The sequence below is a fragment of the Edaphobacter sp. 4G125 genome (assembly GCF_014274685.1).
Classification (GTDB): Bacteria; Acidobacteriota; Terriglobia; order Terriglobales; family Acidobacteriaceae; genus Edaphobacter.
In genome coordinates this window covers 3,976,642-3,990,881 of the sequence record NZ_CP060393.1, presented here as the reverse complement: position 1 = coordinate 3,990,881, position 14,240 = coordinate 3,976,642, and the positions used below count along the sequence as shown (strand labels likewise).

The 14,240-nt window shown below is 55.9% G+C and carries 14 protein-coding genes; 11 read left to right on the top strand and 3 right to left on the bottom strand.

Going from position 1 to position 14,240, the window contains the following annotated elements:
• Positions 1-100 precede the first annotated feature (100 nt).
• Positions 101-1,171, bottom strand: a complete 1,071-nt coding sequence (locus H7846_RS16795) for a glycosyltransferase (RefSeq protein ID WP_186693813.1) — start codon at positions 1,169-1,171, stop codon at positions 101-103.
• A gap of 198 nt (positions 1,172-1,369) precedes the next feature.
• On the opposite strand from H7846_RS16795, the gene H7846_RS16790 reads away from it, so the two are divergent.
• From H7846_RS16790 to H7846_RS16775, 5 genes are read left to right on the top strand one after another with little or no spacing between them, the layout of a single operon-like run.
• Positions 1,370-3,289, top strand: a complete 1,920-nt coding sequence (locus H7846_RS16790; protein WP_186693811.1) for an HAD-IIIC family phosphatase — start codon at positions 1,370-1,372, stop codon at positions 3,287-3,289.
• Complete coding sequence (locus H7846_RS16785) at positions 3,276-3,530, top strand: acyl carrier protein (RefSeq protein WP_186693810.1); 255 nt, start codon at positions 3,276-3,278, stop codon at positions 3,528-3,530. Before H7846_RS16790 ends, H7846_RS16785 begins: the two co-directional genes overlap by 14 nt.
• Positions 3,530-4,606 (top strand): hypothetical protein, encoded by a 1,077-nt coding sequence (locus H7846_RS16780; RefSeq protein WP_186693808.1) that lies wholly within the window; start codon positions 3,530-3,532, stop codon positions 4,604-4,606. Before H7846_RS16785 ends, H7846_RS16780 begins: the two co-directional genes overlap by 1 nt.
• Complete coding sequence (locus tag H7846_RS18040; protein ID WP_255460699.1) at positions 4,587-4,721, top strand: hypothetical protein; 135 nt, start codon at positions 4,587-4,589, stop codon at positions 4,719-4,721. The genes H7846_RS16780 and H7846_RS18040 overlap by 20 nt, the downstream gene beginning before the upstream one ends.
• 18 nt (positions 4,722-4,739) lie before the next feature.
• The gene (locus tag H7846_RS16775; protein WP_186693806.1) at positions 4,740-6,026 is read left to right on the top strand and encodes an MBOAT family O-acyltransferase; all 1,287 of its coding nucleotides are present in this window, start codon (positions 4,740-4,742) and stop codon (positions 6,024-6,026) included.
• A gap of 4 nt (positions 6,027-6,030) precedes the next feature.
• Here H7846_RS16775 and H7846_RS16770 read toward each other — a convergent pair whose 3' ends face one another.
• Complete coding sequence (locus H7846_RS16770; RefSeq protein WP_186693804.1) at positions 6,031-7,512, bottom strand: O-antigen ligase family protein; 1,482 nt, start codon at positions 7,510-7,512, stop codon at positions 6,031-6,033.
• A 134-nt stretch (positions 7,513-7,646) separates the two neighbouring features.
• Between H7846_RS16770 and H7846_RS16765 the strand changes: the two genes are divergently transcribed.
• From H7846_RS16765 to sucD, 5 genes are all read left to right on the top strand, one after another.
• Positions 7,647-8,741, top strand: a complete 1,095-nt coding sequence (locus tag H7846_RS16765) for a hypothetical protein (protein ID WP_186693802.1) — start codon at positions 7,647-7,649, stop codon at positions 8,739-8,741.
• On the top strand, positions 8,738-10,075 hold the full coding sequence (locus H7846_RS16760; RefSeq protein ID WP_186693800.1) for a glycosyltransferase: 1,338 nt from the start codon (positions 8,738-8,740) through the stop codon (positions 10,073-10,075). Before H7846_RS16765 ends, H7846_RS16760 begins: the two co-directional genes overlap by 4 nt.
• Positions 10,072-11,238, top strand: a complete 1,167-nt coding sequence (locus tag H7846_RS16755) for a glycosyltransferase (RefSeq protein WP_186693798.1) — start codon at positions 10,072-10,074, stop codon at positions 11,236-11,238. The genes H7846_RS16760 and H7846_RS16755 overlap by 4 nt, the downstream gene beginning before the upstream one ends.
• A gap of 170 nt (positions 11,239-11,408) precedes the next feature.
• Positions 11,409-12,587 carry an ADP-forming succinate--CoA ligase subunit beta gene (gene sucC / locus H7846_RS16750; RefSeq protein ID WP_186693796.1) on the top strand — a complete coding sequence of 393 codons (1,179 nt, stop codon included), beginning with the start codon at positions 11,409-11,411 and terminating at the stop codon, positions 12,585-12,587.
• A complete protein-coding gene (gene sucD / locus H7846_RS16745; protein ID WP_186693794.1) occupies positions 12,587-13,462 on the top strand; it encodes a succinate--CoA ligase subunit alpha in 876 nt (291 codons plus the stop codon). The genes sucC and sucD overlap by 1 nt, the downstream gene beginning before the upstream one ends.
• 49 nt (positions 13,463-13,511) lie before the next feature.
• On the opposite strand, the gene H7846_RS16740 is transcribed toward sucD, so the two are convergent.
• Entirely contained in the window at positions 13,512-13,688 is a 177-nt protein-coding gene (locus H7846_RS16740; protein WP_186693792.1) for a hypothetical protein, read from the bottom strand.
• 74 nt (positions 13,689-13,762) lie between these two features.
• On the opposite strand from H7846_RS16740, the gene ndk reads away from it, so the two are divergent.
• Entirely contained in the window at positions 13,763-14,179 is a 417-nt protein-coding gene (gene ndk / locus H7846_RS16735) for a nucleoside-diphosphate kinase (protein ID WP_186693790.1), read from the top strand.
• The last annotated feature ends 61 nt before the right edge of the window (positions 14,180-14,240 follow it).

The following is a 14,240-nucleotide window of genomic DNA, read 5'->3' as shown; positions in this document are numbered from 1 at the left end:
GAACAGATATGTTCCGGTAGGATTTCTGGAATCGCAAATCCATAAGTTTTTTGTTTTTAGAGGTAAGGTTTAGAGCTTATTTACGATGACTGGGTTCAGTTCAAGATCGGCGCTGGTAAAGATCTATGTAGGACGCGTTCATGTGCTCGAGAGTGAAATGTTCGCGATAAGCGGTTCTCGCATTGTTGCGGAAAAGCTCTCTCTGGGCTGGATCCGATGTGAGCTGAACGATCGCCTTCGTCATCTGGTCGGCATCTCCCACGGGAGCTGTCAGCCCGGCATGAGCGTTGCGGACAACTTCCGCCATGCCTCCAACATTGGTAACGATAGCTGGCAGCCCGACAGACATCGCTTGCAGCAGAGACATAGGAAGGCCCTCCGAAGTGGAGGACATGCCAAAAATGTCGGCTGCGCAGAAGAACCCAGCCACATCGAGGCGCTCTCCCCAGAAGGTGACGTGGTCCTCGATCCCAAGTGTTTGAACCTGAGCCTCCAGGGCAGGGCGTTCCGAACCATCGCCAACGATCCACAGGTGAAGATCGGGGACGTGCCCAATAGCATTGGCGGTGGCCTGGATGAGCTGGGAGAGATTCTTGATTGGAGCAAGCCGACCCACAAACAACAGCGTGGTTCCTGGTCGCTGCGCTGGCGTGTTTGCTGGGGGAGGAACGAGAGGATCGACTCCGTTGTAGATGCGAACGATGCGGTTGCGGTGGGCTCCAGGCGTGCGCCGCAGGTTCTCGCAGGTGGCATCGCAGATTCCAACGATCCAGTCGCAGAAGCGCGCGGCGAAGTTGAACGCAATTTCCTCGCCACGATTGTAAGGCGGAGCCACGAGACTGTGGCGAGTTGCAATAACAGAACGTGTTCCCGCCAGCTTGGCAGGAATCGCGGCCTGAAGCGTAGGGGCCGGATTGTGGCAATGCACAACATCGGGGCGCATGCGCCGAAATTCCTTCAGGAATCGGAGGAGCGTTCGCGGCAGAGGAGCCTCACCCAGGACAAGTACAGGGATGCCTTCGCGGAGCAGCTTTTCTCCAAGAGTCCCGAGATTGCTGTATGCGATGACGGAGACATCGTGCCCGTGCTCCCTCTGCAGATGGCAGAGCTGGGCAACGAGGACCTCGGCCCCGCCCATCTCGAGGCTATAGACAACGTGAACAATCTTCATGCGCGGTGCTGCACTCAATCCAACTCTGATCAGGAAAAATCGTTGTTGAATTTACATGATACAAGGTCATACACGCGTCCACAGGCGATATTCTGGTATTCCTCCCCGCATTTATCCGCTCACAAGGTATGGTCTTCTTTGGCGACCCCCCTTGATTGGTTTGCAGGATCGCGAATCCTACGGAAGGAGCTGGTCTGAATGATGAGTAGCGAAGCAGTAGCTGCGCCATTGAAGCAGAAGGCTGGCCTCGAAGATGTGCGTGAACTTTTCGCACAGCGGTCGGAAGAGATCTGGCCCGCGCTTCGGGCTGCTACACAGGCCGCGTCAGATTTTTCCGAGGTGCTTGCGCTGGCGAATCTACGCAAGAAGGCGCTCAAGGCCGGCATCTCTGGTGGGATAGATAAGACGATTCGCCTGGCAATGATCGGCGGCTCCAATCTTTATCCACTGCATGAGCTGGTGCAGCAAAAGATTGGTGCGCGCTCCGCCACGGGATGGTGGGAGACGGAGATCTGGAAGGGCGATTACGACAACTACATTGCCGAGATTTTTGATCCGGAGAGCGAGCTGTACATCTTCAAGCCAGAGGTCATCTTCCTGATTCCATCGAACCAGCGCTGCGTTTACCAGGGAGCGTTGACCGATGGGCCCGAGTTGCAGAAGGTGGCGGCTACAAAGATGGCGGAAGAGCTTTTGAACCTTTGCCGCATCGCCCACGAGCGTTCCGGGGCTGAAGTGATTGTTGCCAATTTTCTTCCTGCGGCTGAATTCGACCCAGGATCATTTCGTGTTCGCACTCTCGGCTCAAACTGGAACTTCCGCAAGTTGGTCAATATGGAGCTTGGGCTCAACGCTCCTTCTTACGTGCATGTCTGCGACGCAGAGTTTCTTGCCACTCGTCGTGGAGCAGCGACTTGCCATGATCCTCGCGCATGGTTTGAGACGAAGCAACTATACTCTTCTGATTTTGCGGTAGACATCGCGCAAGAGGTCGCTGCGATCGCCGCTTCTTTGCACCGGCCTTCGAAGAAGGTACTCGCGCTCGATCTCGATAATACGCTTTGGGGTGGCGTGATCGGGGATGACGGTATGGCAGGCATCGAGATCGGCGGAACCCATGCGCGAGGCGAGGCTTTTCGTCAGTTTCAGTTGGCGATTGCTTCTCTGGCTCAACGCGGTGTTGTGTTGGCGGTGTGTAGCAAGAACGATTACAAGAACGCCGCAGAACCGTTCGAGAAGCATCCTGAGATGGTATTGCGCCTGAAGGATATTGCATCTTTCCAGGCGAATTGGGAGCCGAAATCCGAGAATCTGCGCAGAATTGCGCAGGAACTCAACCTTGGTCTCGACTCTATTGTTTTTGTCGACGACAATCCTGCCGAAATCGAAATCGTAAAGCAGTTTGTCCCGGAGATTGAAACCATCTGGCTTGGTCCCGATCCATCGGAGTACGCATCGCAGCTTCTGGACTGCCGCTTCTTTGAACCGCGTTCGATCACTACGGATGATCTGAAGCGCGGCGAGCAGTACCAGCAGCAGGCGGCACGTGCTCAGGCGATGAATGCTTCAGAGACCGATATGGATTCCTATCTGGCATCACTGGAGATGCACAGCGTCATCAGCGAGTTTACCGAGGTGGATGTCCCGCGTATCTCGCAGCTGATCAATAAGAGCAATCAGTTCAACGTAACGACTCGTCGCCGCACGGAAGCGGAAGTGGAGGCGTTGCTCACGGATTCAGACCATTACGCCTTCAGCGTGCGGCTCGCAGATAAGTTTGGCGATAACGGCCTGATTTCGGTAGTGATCGTTAAAGTGGAAGGCGCGACCGCTGTAGTCGATACATGGCTGATGAGCTGCCGCGTGCTGAAGCGACAGATGGAAGACGAGGTCGTCAACGAGATCGTTCGCCTTGCCGGAAAGCGCAGTTGCACGACAGTGCTCGGGAATTATCTTCCTACCGAGAAGAACGGCATGGTTCGCGATCTCTTTCCGCGAATGGGATTCGAATTGGTTGAAGAGTCGACAGAGCGCACAACTTATCAGCTATCGATCGAAAACTTTACGCCTCACAAGACACATATACAGATGGACCGGAGAGCTTATGACACAAACTGAAATCCTTGCCAAAATGCAGACTGTCTTCGACGACGTGTTTCTAGACGATGTGAAGGTAGCGCCTGAACTCAGCGCGAAAGATGTGGAAGAGTGGGACTCGCTGCTGCAGATCTCTCTTGTGCTTGGTGTGGAAAAGGCCTTCAACGTGCGGTTCCGCGTAGGCGAGGTGGAAGCAACGAAGAACCTCGGAGAGTTTGCGGACCTGATTCAGCGTCGTATGAACGAAGGCGCGAAGGCCTAATGTTCCCCGCGATCTGGTCGAACCGCCATGCGGCGGTTCTAATTCTTGTCATAGCCATTCTGCTTACGTTGCCGGAGCTGATGTCGGTTGCAGGATTACCTCCCCGCGACCGCGTCTATAGTGGCATTCGAGTAGAGACTGGCATGGGGCCTGCCGATGAGCATCAGATCTTCGAAGAGAAGGAGCCGGTCGACATCCTATTCGTTGGCAGCTCGCTGATGGTGCGCGGAATCGATATCCCTTACTTGCAGCAGCAGCTGAGCGAAAAGCTCGGAAGGCCGGCGAGGATCAGTCATCTGTCGCTCAAGTGGCAGGGGCTCGATATGCAGTACATGTTGATGCGCGATTTTCTGGAGCACCGAAAAGCAGGGATGGTCATCATGGATATGCCGACCCTGGCCCTGATTGGCGACTCTCCGCATATCCAGGCGTATCGCTGGATGCGTTGGGGAGAGTTCCCCACGTCCACGGCCGACCTTTCCTTCCGCGATCGTATGGCGATCTACGGTGCGCAGGTCCTGGGCGCGCCTCGGCAATTGGTCAACTACCTGCGTCCGAACCGAAAGATCCAAAATCAGCAGCTCGTTGCTAACCTTGGTTCCCAGTCAGAGTATGGCTCCGTAGGGTATTTTGGCGGCCCCTTTGTCGATGAACCCCGAACCCCACCAACGATTCCTGTAGACAGCATGTTCTCGCATGGCCCGGAGGACAAGAACTTCGATTTTGCGGGCCTTCCGCTCGGACCGTATCACCGATACTGGGCGCAACAGATCGGCAAACTGGCGACGGAGTACAACGTCCCTTTCGTCATGATTCATATCCCGGAAGATACCGAGAGAGGAATGGATCGTGTGCCCGAGCGGATGTACTGGCCCCAGGTCGTTGGTCTTCCTTCGGCGCCTGTCATTGGAATTCCCTCCGCAACGCTCTTCCGCAATACGCCTCCTGCCGAAGTAAAGAACTACTACTATGATCAGCACTTCAACGACAACGGCAAAGAGATGTTTACCCGGGCCATTACGCCTGCCGTGCTTGATCTTTATACAAAGGAGGTCCATGGCGGCTCCATCCACTAAACCGAACCCGACGCTGCTGGGCATTCTCTTCGTTTTGTGCATCGCGGCAATTACGTTGATGCTTTTTGTCACTCCCGACTCGCTGTCGGTCAATCTCGTCTATCAGGCGTTTTAACGGAGGAACCGTTTCGCAATGCCGCCCGGCCTGACTCACTTTTTCTCGAACTCGCTGATGCTTGTAACGCTGGCAGTTCCTTTTCTGCTCTTTCCTTTAGCAGCATGGGTGGTTTTGCGCTGCACTTCCGGCAAAATGCGCATGGCTCTATTCGCCATCGTCAACCTCATCTTCGCTCTTGGCGTGTGTATCTCGCGCGGGACGTATGGCGTGCGGCTTCACGACGTCAAGGAGTATTTCATCTTCTCCACTGCGATGTTTGTGGTTTACGTCGCGCTGGTTGCGGTGCAGTACCTTCTTCTTGAAAAGAAGCTGGGATCATGGCTGCCCCTGTTTTTTCCGATCCTAATTCTTATCCTGGTCAAATACGTCCCGCGTCAGTGGACCCAGGGTTTTGTACCCGCTCCATTTTCGAACAAGGTCTTTGCCGATTTCTTTCTGGGCCTCTCATACATGGCCTTCCGGCTCACCTACATGGTGCACGAGATCCGCAATGGCATTGTTCCTCTGCCCAGTTTTGCGGAGTACCTATCTTTCGCATTTTTCGTCCCGACACTTTCGATTGGCCCGATTAACCCTTACAGCGCATTTCATAAATCGCTGGAAGCTCCTGATCGCACGTTGACTCCTATTGGCCGAAGCTGGGCGCGTATTCTCATCGGGCTCACGAAATATATCTTTCTCGGAAATCTCGCCAACCAGCTGACCTACGATGGTCTGCTTGCAGATGGCCTGCCACATCTCTGGATCGATTTTCCCATCGCCGTTGCCGGATACTGCGCTTACCTGTATCTGAATTTTTCGGGATTTTGCGATATCGCTATCGGCGTCTCTGGCCTGCTCGGAATTCACGTGCATGAGAACTTCGATCGTCCCTTCAGTAAGCGCAATTTGCAGGAGTTCTGGGCGCATTGGCATATCACCCTTACCGATTACATGCGCGACATGGTCTTCGTGCCATTGTCGAAATCTCTCGTCCGTCGCTTTGGGCCAGCCTCTACGCCGCACTGCATCGCTCTTGCGATTGCGATTGTTTTTGTTCTGATGGGCATCTGGCATGGCGCAGGGTGGAACTTCGTGATCTATGGCCTGTGGCACGCCGTTGGTGTCGTCGTCGTGCATTACTACACGCTGTTCCTCAAGAAACGGCTCGGGAAGGCGCGTTACGCAAAGTACCGGGAAAACCGCGCGATCTATCATATTGCCAACGCGATCACGCTTGCGTACTTTGCTCTTGGCCTGATCTTCGTCACCAACTCCATGCATGGCCTGAAGATTATCTTTGGAGCCTTCAGGCCGATGTAATCGGCTAGTGCGATGTCAGGTGTTGCAGTCGCAGCATGATGTAAACCACAAAGATCAGCCCAACGGAGCCAATGGCGGCATATTGCACGATTTTGAGAGGTTTCATCCTCGGCGGCGCAAGGTCCTGTGCTAGCGCCATCCGGTAGATCACCTGGGCCATGCCGCCATAGATGAAGAGCGTCATAATATACGCGCGCGATAAGAACCATCCCGCGACGAAGTAGCCAACGATCGAGGTTAGCATCAGGTGCGAGATGCGACGGACCTCTTCGGGGGGAAGCTTCGGGTCTTCTTCATCTGCTGTTGCAAGATGCAACGGAACTCCTGCCGGTATGGAATATCTCCCAGGGAGGTCGGCTTCGATTGTGAGAGCAGTGGGAGCGGACATCTCTCGCGCAGCGTACTCTGCGGGCTCACGTCGCAATGGTGCGGAAGAGCCTTGCTGCACTCCATAGGCGCGATCATAGGAGAAGCTGTCCTCTTCAACAGGCTTCAACTTTTTTCCTTGCGAGCAGACCATCGCATCCCGAATGGTGGGAAGGACAAACATCACCCACCAGAAGAGACCGAACATGCCAAGTTCGGCAGCGCAAACGACGATCGTGTTATGGGCCGTGATGAAGAAGTATTCGCCAAATCGACCAAATCCTACGCCGAAGATGGGATGGGCTTTGATCAGATCCAGTCCTACGGCCCAGGCCTCCATTCGTCCCGCGCCTGCTTCGACGGAGACATCGCGGCCACCCGACCAGTTCACCACGCTGGTCAGGGCAAAAAATCCCGCAGCCATGACGGCGGAAGGAATCGTCCCGATCTTACGCCGGAAGGCGAACAGAAGGACTGCGAGGAACGCAATAATTCCGCCGCGCGAGTGGGTCAGGTACATGCCGAAGATCAGCAATGCGGCAGCCGGCAGCACAAAGAGGAAGTTCATCGGACTTCTCTTCTTCCAAAGGAAGAAGAGGCAGGGAATGAGGCTGACCATCACCTGGGCAAAGTCGTTGGGGTCATTGATGAAGGCCATGCCGCGCAGGCGATAGAAAAATCCGCCCTCGTCGCTTCCCTGTGGCATAAGATATGGGCTCGAGAAATTTCCTGCGTGCAGCGCGGTGTAGCCTTTGTAGATTGGAAAGGCGCAGAAGATGAGCATGGTCAGGACAAGCAGTTGAAGATGTCTCTTCGTCCTGCAGTTCACGACCACCAGGAAAAACGTAAATGCGTTCGGAATAAAACCGAGGACTGCGGGCAGGATGGAGCCCAGCCATCCCGTCATCACCATAGAGCAGAAGACGGCGATGCACATGCCGACCAGGGCATAACTCTGGGGAATGCTGAAGAGCTTCGAGCGCTGAATGGCCGGAACGGATGCCGCAAAGGCAAGAGCGGCCAAGATAATCTCGATATGAAATTCGTAGAGCGGGCCCCAGAGGGTTTCGGGGCCGAGATAAGCCGTCAAAATGTACAGTAGCGTGAGAAAAAGTCCCATAAAATGGATAACGGCTCCACTGCAATACTAGTGCATTCCATATTTCCCGCAGGGGAAATAGGACAGCCGGAGCCTGAAATGAGGCGTATCCGCAGCCTGTTGATATCGTACGATCTCATCTGGGCCAAATCGTCATGAAACTTCCGCGTCACGCAGAATTATGGTTTCCGGGCTACCTCAGCAGCCGCATCCGCCGTTTAGGGCAACGGGCTCCTCGGCGGTTATGGGTTGCAATCACAGATCACTATGAGCCGTTGTGCCAGAAGGTGCCGATGGAGACAGCGCTACGCCGAGTCGCGCGCTGGCAGGAGATTTGGCCCAGGATTGCGGAGACTGCTCCCCGGGATGCCGCGGGGCGTACTCCTTGCTATAGCTTCTTCTACCCCCAGGAGGAGTACAGGCCAGAGCTGCTGGAACCTTTGGCGGAGATGACGCGACAGGGGATTGGCGACGTTGAGGTCCATATTCACCATGACCGCGAGACTCGCGAAGGCTTTATCCAGAAGATGCGGGATTTTTGCAACACGCTGCGGAACGATCATGGGCTGTTGCACGATCACCGTGGCCGCATGGTCTTTGCCTTCATTCATGGCAACTGGGCGTTGGATAACTCTAAACCGGATGGTACGGACTGTGGGCTGACTGGCGAGATCGAGCTTCTGCGCGATCTCGGTTGCTATGCGGACTTTACAATGCCTTCCATTCCGTCGCCAACGCAGGGCCGTGTTGTGAACCAGGTGTATTGGTGCACGGGAACTCCAGGAAGACCGAAGGCGTTCAACTATGGGGTTGAGGCTACGGTCGGTGGCGGATCGCAGGGCGACCTGCTGATGATTACAGGTCCGGTTGGTCTTCGTTATGAGGGCCGTCTAATGCCTCGTGTGGAGATGGGCGAAATCGCTCATAACGATGTTCCAACGGAGTATCGCGTTCGCCGCTGGCTCGACTTCGCTCCGCAGGTAGGCGATGAGATGTTTCTGAAGCTTCATACGCATGGGGCCCGTGAAGACAATGCTGATGCTCTGCTTGGCACACCCATACGCGCCGGTGGATTAGAGCAGATGTTTCGCTGGCTGCATGAGGAGACACAGCGTCGCGGCATCGAGCTTCGCTGGGCGAGTGCCTACGATATGTTTTGCGCTGTCGAAGCGTTGACCGGCCCTCTGAATCCTGGACCCCGGCCGATCGAAGAGTTGACAACGGCTACTGTAGGAGAGCGCGGACGTTGAATCTGCTGCTGATCACGTTTTCCTTTCCTCCAGCCGGGGGAGTCGGAGTGCTTCGAGCGCTCTCATTGGCGAAGTATCTGCCGGAGAGCGATGTGCGCGTCGATGTGTTGACTGCTCGTAATGCACCCGCTGTTGGAAAGGACCTAACGCTGTTGCAGCAGGTGCCCTCAGGTGTCACGGTGCATCGCACCTGGACGCTTGACCTTCCGTTCTGGCTTCGCAAGTCGGTGAAGAAGGCCGTAACTGGAGGGCAGGCAAGACAGAAGGTCGCGCCCGTGTCGCAAGCGCCGACAAAAGCAGGAAACCCGCTGAAACGAGCGATCGGCAATTTGTTGCTTCCGGATCCTCAAGTCGGTTGGCTGCCCTTTGCTTTTCCAGCAGCGGTGCGAATCATTCGCGCGCGCGCGATTGATGCTGTTGTGATTACGGTGCCTCCTTTCTCGAGCGTGAAACTGGCCTCGCGCCTGCGAAGAGTATTTCCAACGCTGCCGATCATCGTGGACTTTCGCGACGAGTGGCTGACCACAACGCTCGATCTTGTCAGCTTCAACAACAACAGCAAAGCAAGAGAAGTCGCGCAGAAGACAGAGTCCGATGCTGTTCATGATGCGAGTGCTGTTGTTCTGGTGACGGAAGCTGCGCGCCGCGAGCTTCAATCGCGTTATCCCGATCTTTCGCAAGAAAAGTTTCTCTGGATTCCGAATGGATATGATGTAGCACCGCCGACGCCGAAGGAAGCCTCTGCCGCAAAAGCGCTGCAGCAGAAGATTGTTCTTACTTATATCGGAACGGTTTATGGATCGACTGCTCCTGGTAGCTTCATTGAGGCAGTTCGTAATCTACCGGAGGCAATCCGGTCGCGCCTGCATCTCCGGTTCATTGGGCATGTTGAAGTTCCGGAATATCGGGAACAGCTGCTCAGCTTAGGCGAGACGGTTGAACTCAAAGGGTTTATGCCGCAAGCGGAGGCGCTGGCCGCGATTCGAGACACCGATTATCTTCTACTGATTACTCACGACAAGATTAATGTTGCGGCAAAGTTTTACGACTACCTGGGCGGAGGCAAACCCATTCTTGGAGCTGTGCATCCGGAGGGCGATGTGCGTCGTCTGTTGGAAGAGACGCGCGCCGGATTGTGGGCCGATGTCGACGATTCGCAGGAGATCGGAAGAATGCTGATCCAGGCAGTGGAAACCTCCTCGATGTGGCCTGAGCCGGATTATGAGCGTATCGCCGCTTATCACCGTCGGCCCATTTCAGCTCGCTATGCGGAGCTGCTCAAGCAGATAGTAGCTAGAGCAAGAACGACACAAAAGGAGCAGATCCACCGATGAGAGTCGCTGTGATCACACGCTACTTTCCGACCTCCCATGAGCCGTGGGCCGGTCACTCTTCCTATCAGACTCTGCGCGTTCTCGCGAAGCACTGTGAGCTGAAGGTCTTTTATCCTGAGTCAGAGTATCCTCCCATGCTGACGCCGCGTAGCCGGGCGGGACGTAGGATCGACTTTCAGCATCAGGTGGCCGATGTCGACGTGGAGTACATCTCCTATCCGGCCCTGCCGGCGATCTCCCGGCCGTTCAATGGATGGTCGGCAGCCCGCAGCATTCTTTCTAAAGTGCGCGCGTACCGGCCCGACATCATCCTGAACTACATTGTCTATCCCGATGGGGATGCCGCGCTGCGTGTCGCCCGTGCTCTCAAGGTTCCCTTTGTTGTCACGGCAATCGGCTCTGATCTGAACCTGATTGCTCCGTTCTGCGAGGGGCTGACACGGCGAGTACTGCGCGAGGCCGATTGCACGGTGACGGTCAGCGGTGACCTGCTCCGTACGGCTCGTGGCCTGGGGGCTCCCATCGACCGGAGCCGTGCCGTATTGAATGGATGCGACACAACGATCTTTCATCCCGGCGATCGCCAGCAAGCTCGAGCAGAACTTGGCATCGCGCAGGATGCCGAAGCGATCGTCTACGTCGGACGGCTCGACATGGCGAAGGGACTGGGCGAGCTGGTTTCGGCGATTGCGAGTCTACGGCGGCCACGGCTCAAGGCGTGGATCGTTGGAGACGGCCCAGCGCGTCAGGAGCTGCTTCAGACGATTTCAGCCCACAACGTTGCAGATCAGGTCGCGCTTGTTCCCTCGTGCGGAACCCGACAGGTGGCCGGGTGGATGGCCGCCTCGGATCTGATTACGCTTCCCAGCTACCGTGAAGGCTGTCCGAATGTCGTGATCGAGGCTTTGGCCTCGGGGCGGCCTGTCGTTGCGACTGATGTTGGAGGTATTCCAGAGCTGATGGATGATCGCAGCGGCCGTCTGGTTCCAGCAAGGAATGCTGAGGCGCTGGCGAAGGCGCTGGAGGAGGTCCTCTTGGCTTCTTGGGACGCCGCGGCTATTTCAGCTCACCACAGTCGGAGCTGGGCAGATGTGGCCAGCGATATGGAGGAGATACTGCATTCGGTTCGAAGTGGTGCTCCCATGCAGGTTTCGTCCTCCTAATGCGACACGAAGGACAGCGCTGCATGATCGCTCAAACAAGGTAAAGATGGCGATTTTCTAGGAAAATTGACCTACGAAGAAGCGATAACCGCACCATTGTTCGCGTTTCGCATTGCGGGGCCTTATTGGCGTCCGCTACACTTTTCGCGGGCGTATTCCGAAGACAAACTATGAAAATTCACGAGTATCAGGCAAAAGAGATTCTGCGGAAGTATGGTGTGCCGGTTCCAAACGGTGTAATGGTCGAGACGCTCGAGGAAGCTGATCGTGCCGCGAAGGACCTGTTTGATGGTGGCAATTCTGTCGTTGTGGTGAAGGCGCAGATCCACGCCGGTGGCCGTGGCAAGGGTGGCGGTGTGAAGGTCGTCAAGTCGCTTGACGATGCCTCGAAGGCGGCCAAGACGATCCTCGGAATGCAGCTGGTCACGCACCAGACCGGTCCGCAGGGGCAGAAGGTGCAGCGCCTGCTGATCGAAGAGGGGTCGGCCATCGATCGCGAGCTTTACCTGGGCATCGTGCTCGACCGCGCGGCGGCCCGACTAGTCTTCATGGCCTCGCAGGCCGGCGGCATGGAGATCGAAGAAGTTGCGCATGCGACGCCGGAGAAGATCTACAAGGAGTACATCGATCCTGCGCTCGGTTTGCAGCCCTATCAGGCGCGCAAACTGGCATTTAAACTGGGGCTGAAGCCGACGCAGATTAATGATGCGGTGAAGTTCATGCTCGGCCTGTATAAAGCGTTCGTCGAGACGGACTCGACTCTGATGGAGATCAACCCCTTCATCACGACGAAGGACGACAAGCTGCTGGCGCTTGACTGCAAGATCAACTTCGACGACAACGCGATGTTCCGCCACAAGGATCTGAAGGAACTGCGTGACCTGTCTGAAGAAGACCCGCTCGAGGTCGAGGCGTCGAAGTTCGCGCTGAATTACATCAAGCTCGATGGCTCAATCGCCTGCATGGTGAATGGCGCTGGTCTTGCTATGGCGACGATGGACATCATCGAGTACGCTGGCGGCAAGGCGGCAAACTTCCTCGACGTAGGCGGCGGTGCGAATCAGGAGCAGATCGAGAATGCGTTCGGCATCCTGCTAAGCGACCCAAATGTGAAGGCGATCTTCATCAATATCTTTGGCGGTATCTTGCGCGTAGACGTGCTGGCAACGGCAGTGGTTGCTGCGGCGAAGAAGCTGAATGTGCAGTTGCCGATCATTCTGCGTCTGGAAGGCACGAATGTTGAAGAGGGCCGAAAGATTCTGCAGGAATCCGGTCTGAAGTTCAGTGTGGGCGCAACCATGAAGGAAGCAGCTGAACTGGCTGTTACCGCGGCGAAGGGAGCGAAGTAATGGCAGTTCTGGTTAATAAAGAGACGCGGCTAATCGTTCAGGGAATTACAGGGCGCGAAGGCACCTTCCACGCGAAAGCATGCCAGGAGTACGGCACCAAGGTTGTCGGTGGTGTGACACCGGGTAAAGGTGGTACGACGCATGAGGGCTGGCCTGTGTTCAACACCGTCGAGGAGGCGGTGAAGGAGACGGGTGCGAATGTTTCGGTCATCTTCGTTCCTCCACCGTTTGCTGCGGACGGCATTCTTGAGGCGACCGCTGCCGGTCTGCCGCTGGTCATCTGCATCACCGAAGGAATTCCAGTGCTTGACATGGTGAAGGCCTGGGAAGTGGTTCGCCAGTCGAAGACACGTCTGATTGGGCCGAACTGCCCGGGTGTGATTTCCCCAGGTAAAGCCAAGGTCGGTATTATGCCGGGCCGCATCCACAAGGAAGGCAACGTCGGCATCGTGTCGAAGTCGGGCACACTAACCTACGAGGCGGTGTACCAGCTGACGCAGCGTGGCATTGGCCAGTCAACAGCGATCGGCATCGGCGGCGACCCAATCATCGGAACGACCCACATCGACGCGTTGAAGCTGCTGAATGAGGACCCGGAGACCGAGGCGATCATCATGATTGGCGAGATCGGTGGTACGGCCGAGGAGGCTGCGGCGCAGTACATCAAGGCCAACGTGAAGAAGCCGGTTGTCGGCTTTATCGCGGGCCAGACAGCGCCTCCAGGACGTCGTATGGGTCATGCAGGCGCGATCATCTCGGGCGGTGAGGGTACGGCGGCCAGCAAGATGGCAGCGATGGAGGCTGCCGGGATTACAGTCGTCAAGTCCCCAGCTGAGATCGGCGATGCCATGGCTAAGGTGCTGGGTAAGGCTTAGTTAATTGTTGATGAACAAAAGGCACGGCTTTGGCCGTGCCTTTTTGCATTTACCGCTGTTGGCGACGGTAGAAGAATCCTGCCGCCAGGAAGACCATTGCTACCAGAAAGGCAAGTTGTGCATGCTGCATCGAGTGGAGCCGCAGGCTAATTGCGGCATCGACTATCCAGACTGCGAACCCAACGAACCAGATCCATGCCACCCAACGCATAGCCTTTGGATGCATGAGAACAGCCGCAGGGCTTGCGCCTCTGGGTGCATTACACTGAAAAGAGTAGGAAAACAGCAAGGAGAACCACGTTGTCACAGCGCACATTCAGCATCATCAAGCCGGATGCAGTCAAAAAGGGACACGCCGGCGCCATCCTGGCCGAAATTGAGAAGGCCGGATTCAAGATTGTTTCGATCAAAAAGCTCTCTATCTCCAAGGCCCAGGCCGAGGGGTTCTACTACGTTCACAAGGACCGTCCGTTCTTCGGTGAATTGACGGAATTTATGTCCAGCGGGCCGATCTTCCCGATGGTTCTCGAGAAGGAGAATGCCATCGCCGATCTGCGCAAGCTGATGGGAGCGACCAACCCGGCGCAGGCCGAAGAGGGAACCATCCGCAAGAAGTTTGCAGCCTCTATCGGGGAGAACGCGATCCACGGTTCTGACGCCGAAGAGACTGCTGCGTTTGAGATCGGTTACTTCTTTGCCGGTTTCGAACTGAAGTAGTTCGATTTAGTAGGATTAAAACAATAGCGGTTAGAGTTCAGTCTCTAACCGCTATTCCTGT

Bases quoted from the DNA above. Each gene is read 5' to 3' on its own strand.
- H7846_RS16795 (WP_186693813.1), bottom strand. From the start codon at position 1,171: ATGAAGATTGTTCACGTTGTCTATAGCCTCGAGATGGGCGGGGCCGAG.
- H7846_RS16790 (WP_186693811.1), top strand. From the start codon at position 1,370: ATGATGAGTAGCGAAGCAGTAGCTGCGCCATTGAAGCAGAAGGCTGGC.
- H7846_RS16785 (WP_186693810.1), top strand. From the start codon at position 3,276: ATGACACAAACTGAAATCCTTGCCAAAATGCAGACTGTCTTCGACGAC.
- H7846_RS16780 (WP_186693808.1), top strand. From the start codon at position 3,530: ATGTTCCCCGCGATCTGGTCGAACCGCCATGCGGCGGTTCTAATTCTT.
- H7846_RS18040 (WP_255460699.1), top strand. From the start codon at position 4,587: ATGGCGGCTCCATCCACTAAACCGAACCCGACGCTGCTGGGCATTCTC.
- H7846_RS16775 (WP_186693806.1), top strand. From the start codon at position 4,740: ATGCCGCCCGGCCTGACTCACTTTTTCTCGAACTCGCTGATGCTTGTA.
- H7846_RS16770 (WP_186693804.1), bottom strand. From the start codon at position 7,512: ATGGGACTTTTTCTCACGCTACTGTACATTTTGACGGCTTATCTCGGC.
- H7846_RS16765 (WP_186693802.1), top strand. From the start codon at position 7,647: ATGAAACTTCCGCGTCACGCAGAATTATGGTTTCCGGGCTACCTCAGC.
- H7846_RS16755 (WP_186693798.1), top strand. From the start codon at position 10,072: ATGAGAGTCGCTGTGATCACACGCTACTTTCCGACCTCCCATGAGCCG.
- sucC (WP_186693796.1), top strand. From the start codon at position 11,409: ATGAAAATTCACGAGTATCAGGCAAAAGAGATTCTGCGGAAGTATGGT.
- sucD (WP_186693794.1), top strand. From the start codon at position 12,587: ATGGCAGTTCTGGTTAATAAAGAGACGCGGCTAATCGTTCAGGGAATT.
- H7846_RS16740 (WP_186693792.1), bottom strand. From the start codon at position 13,688: ATGCATCCAAAGGCTATGCGTTGGGTGGCATGGATCTGGTTCGTTGGG.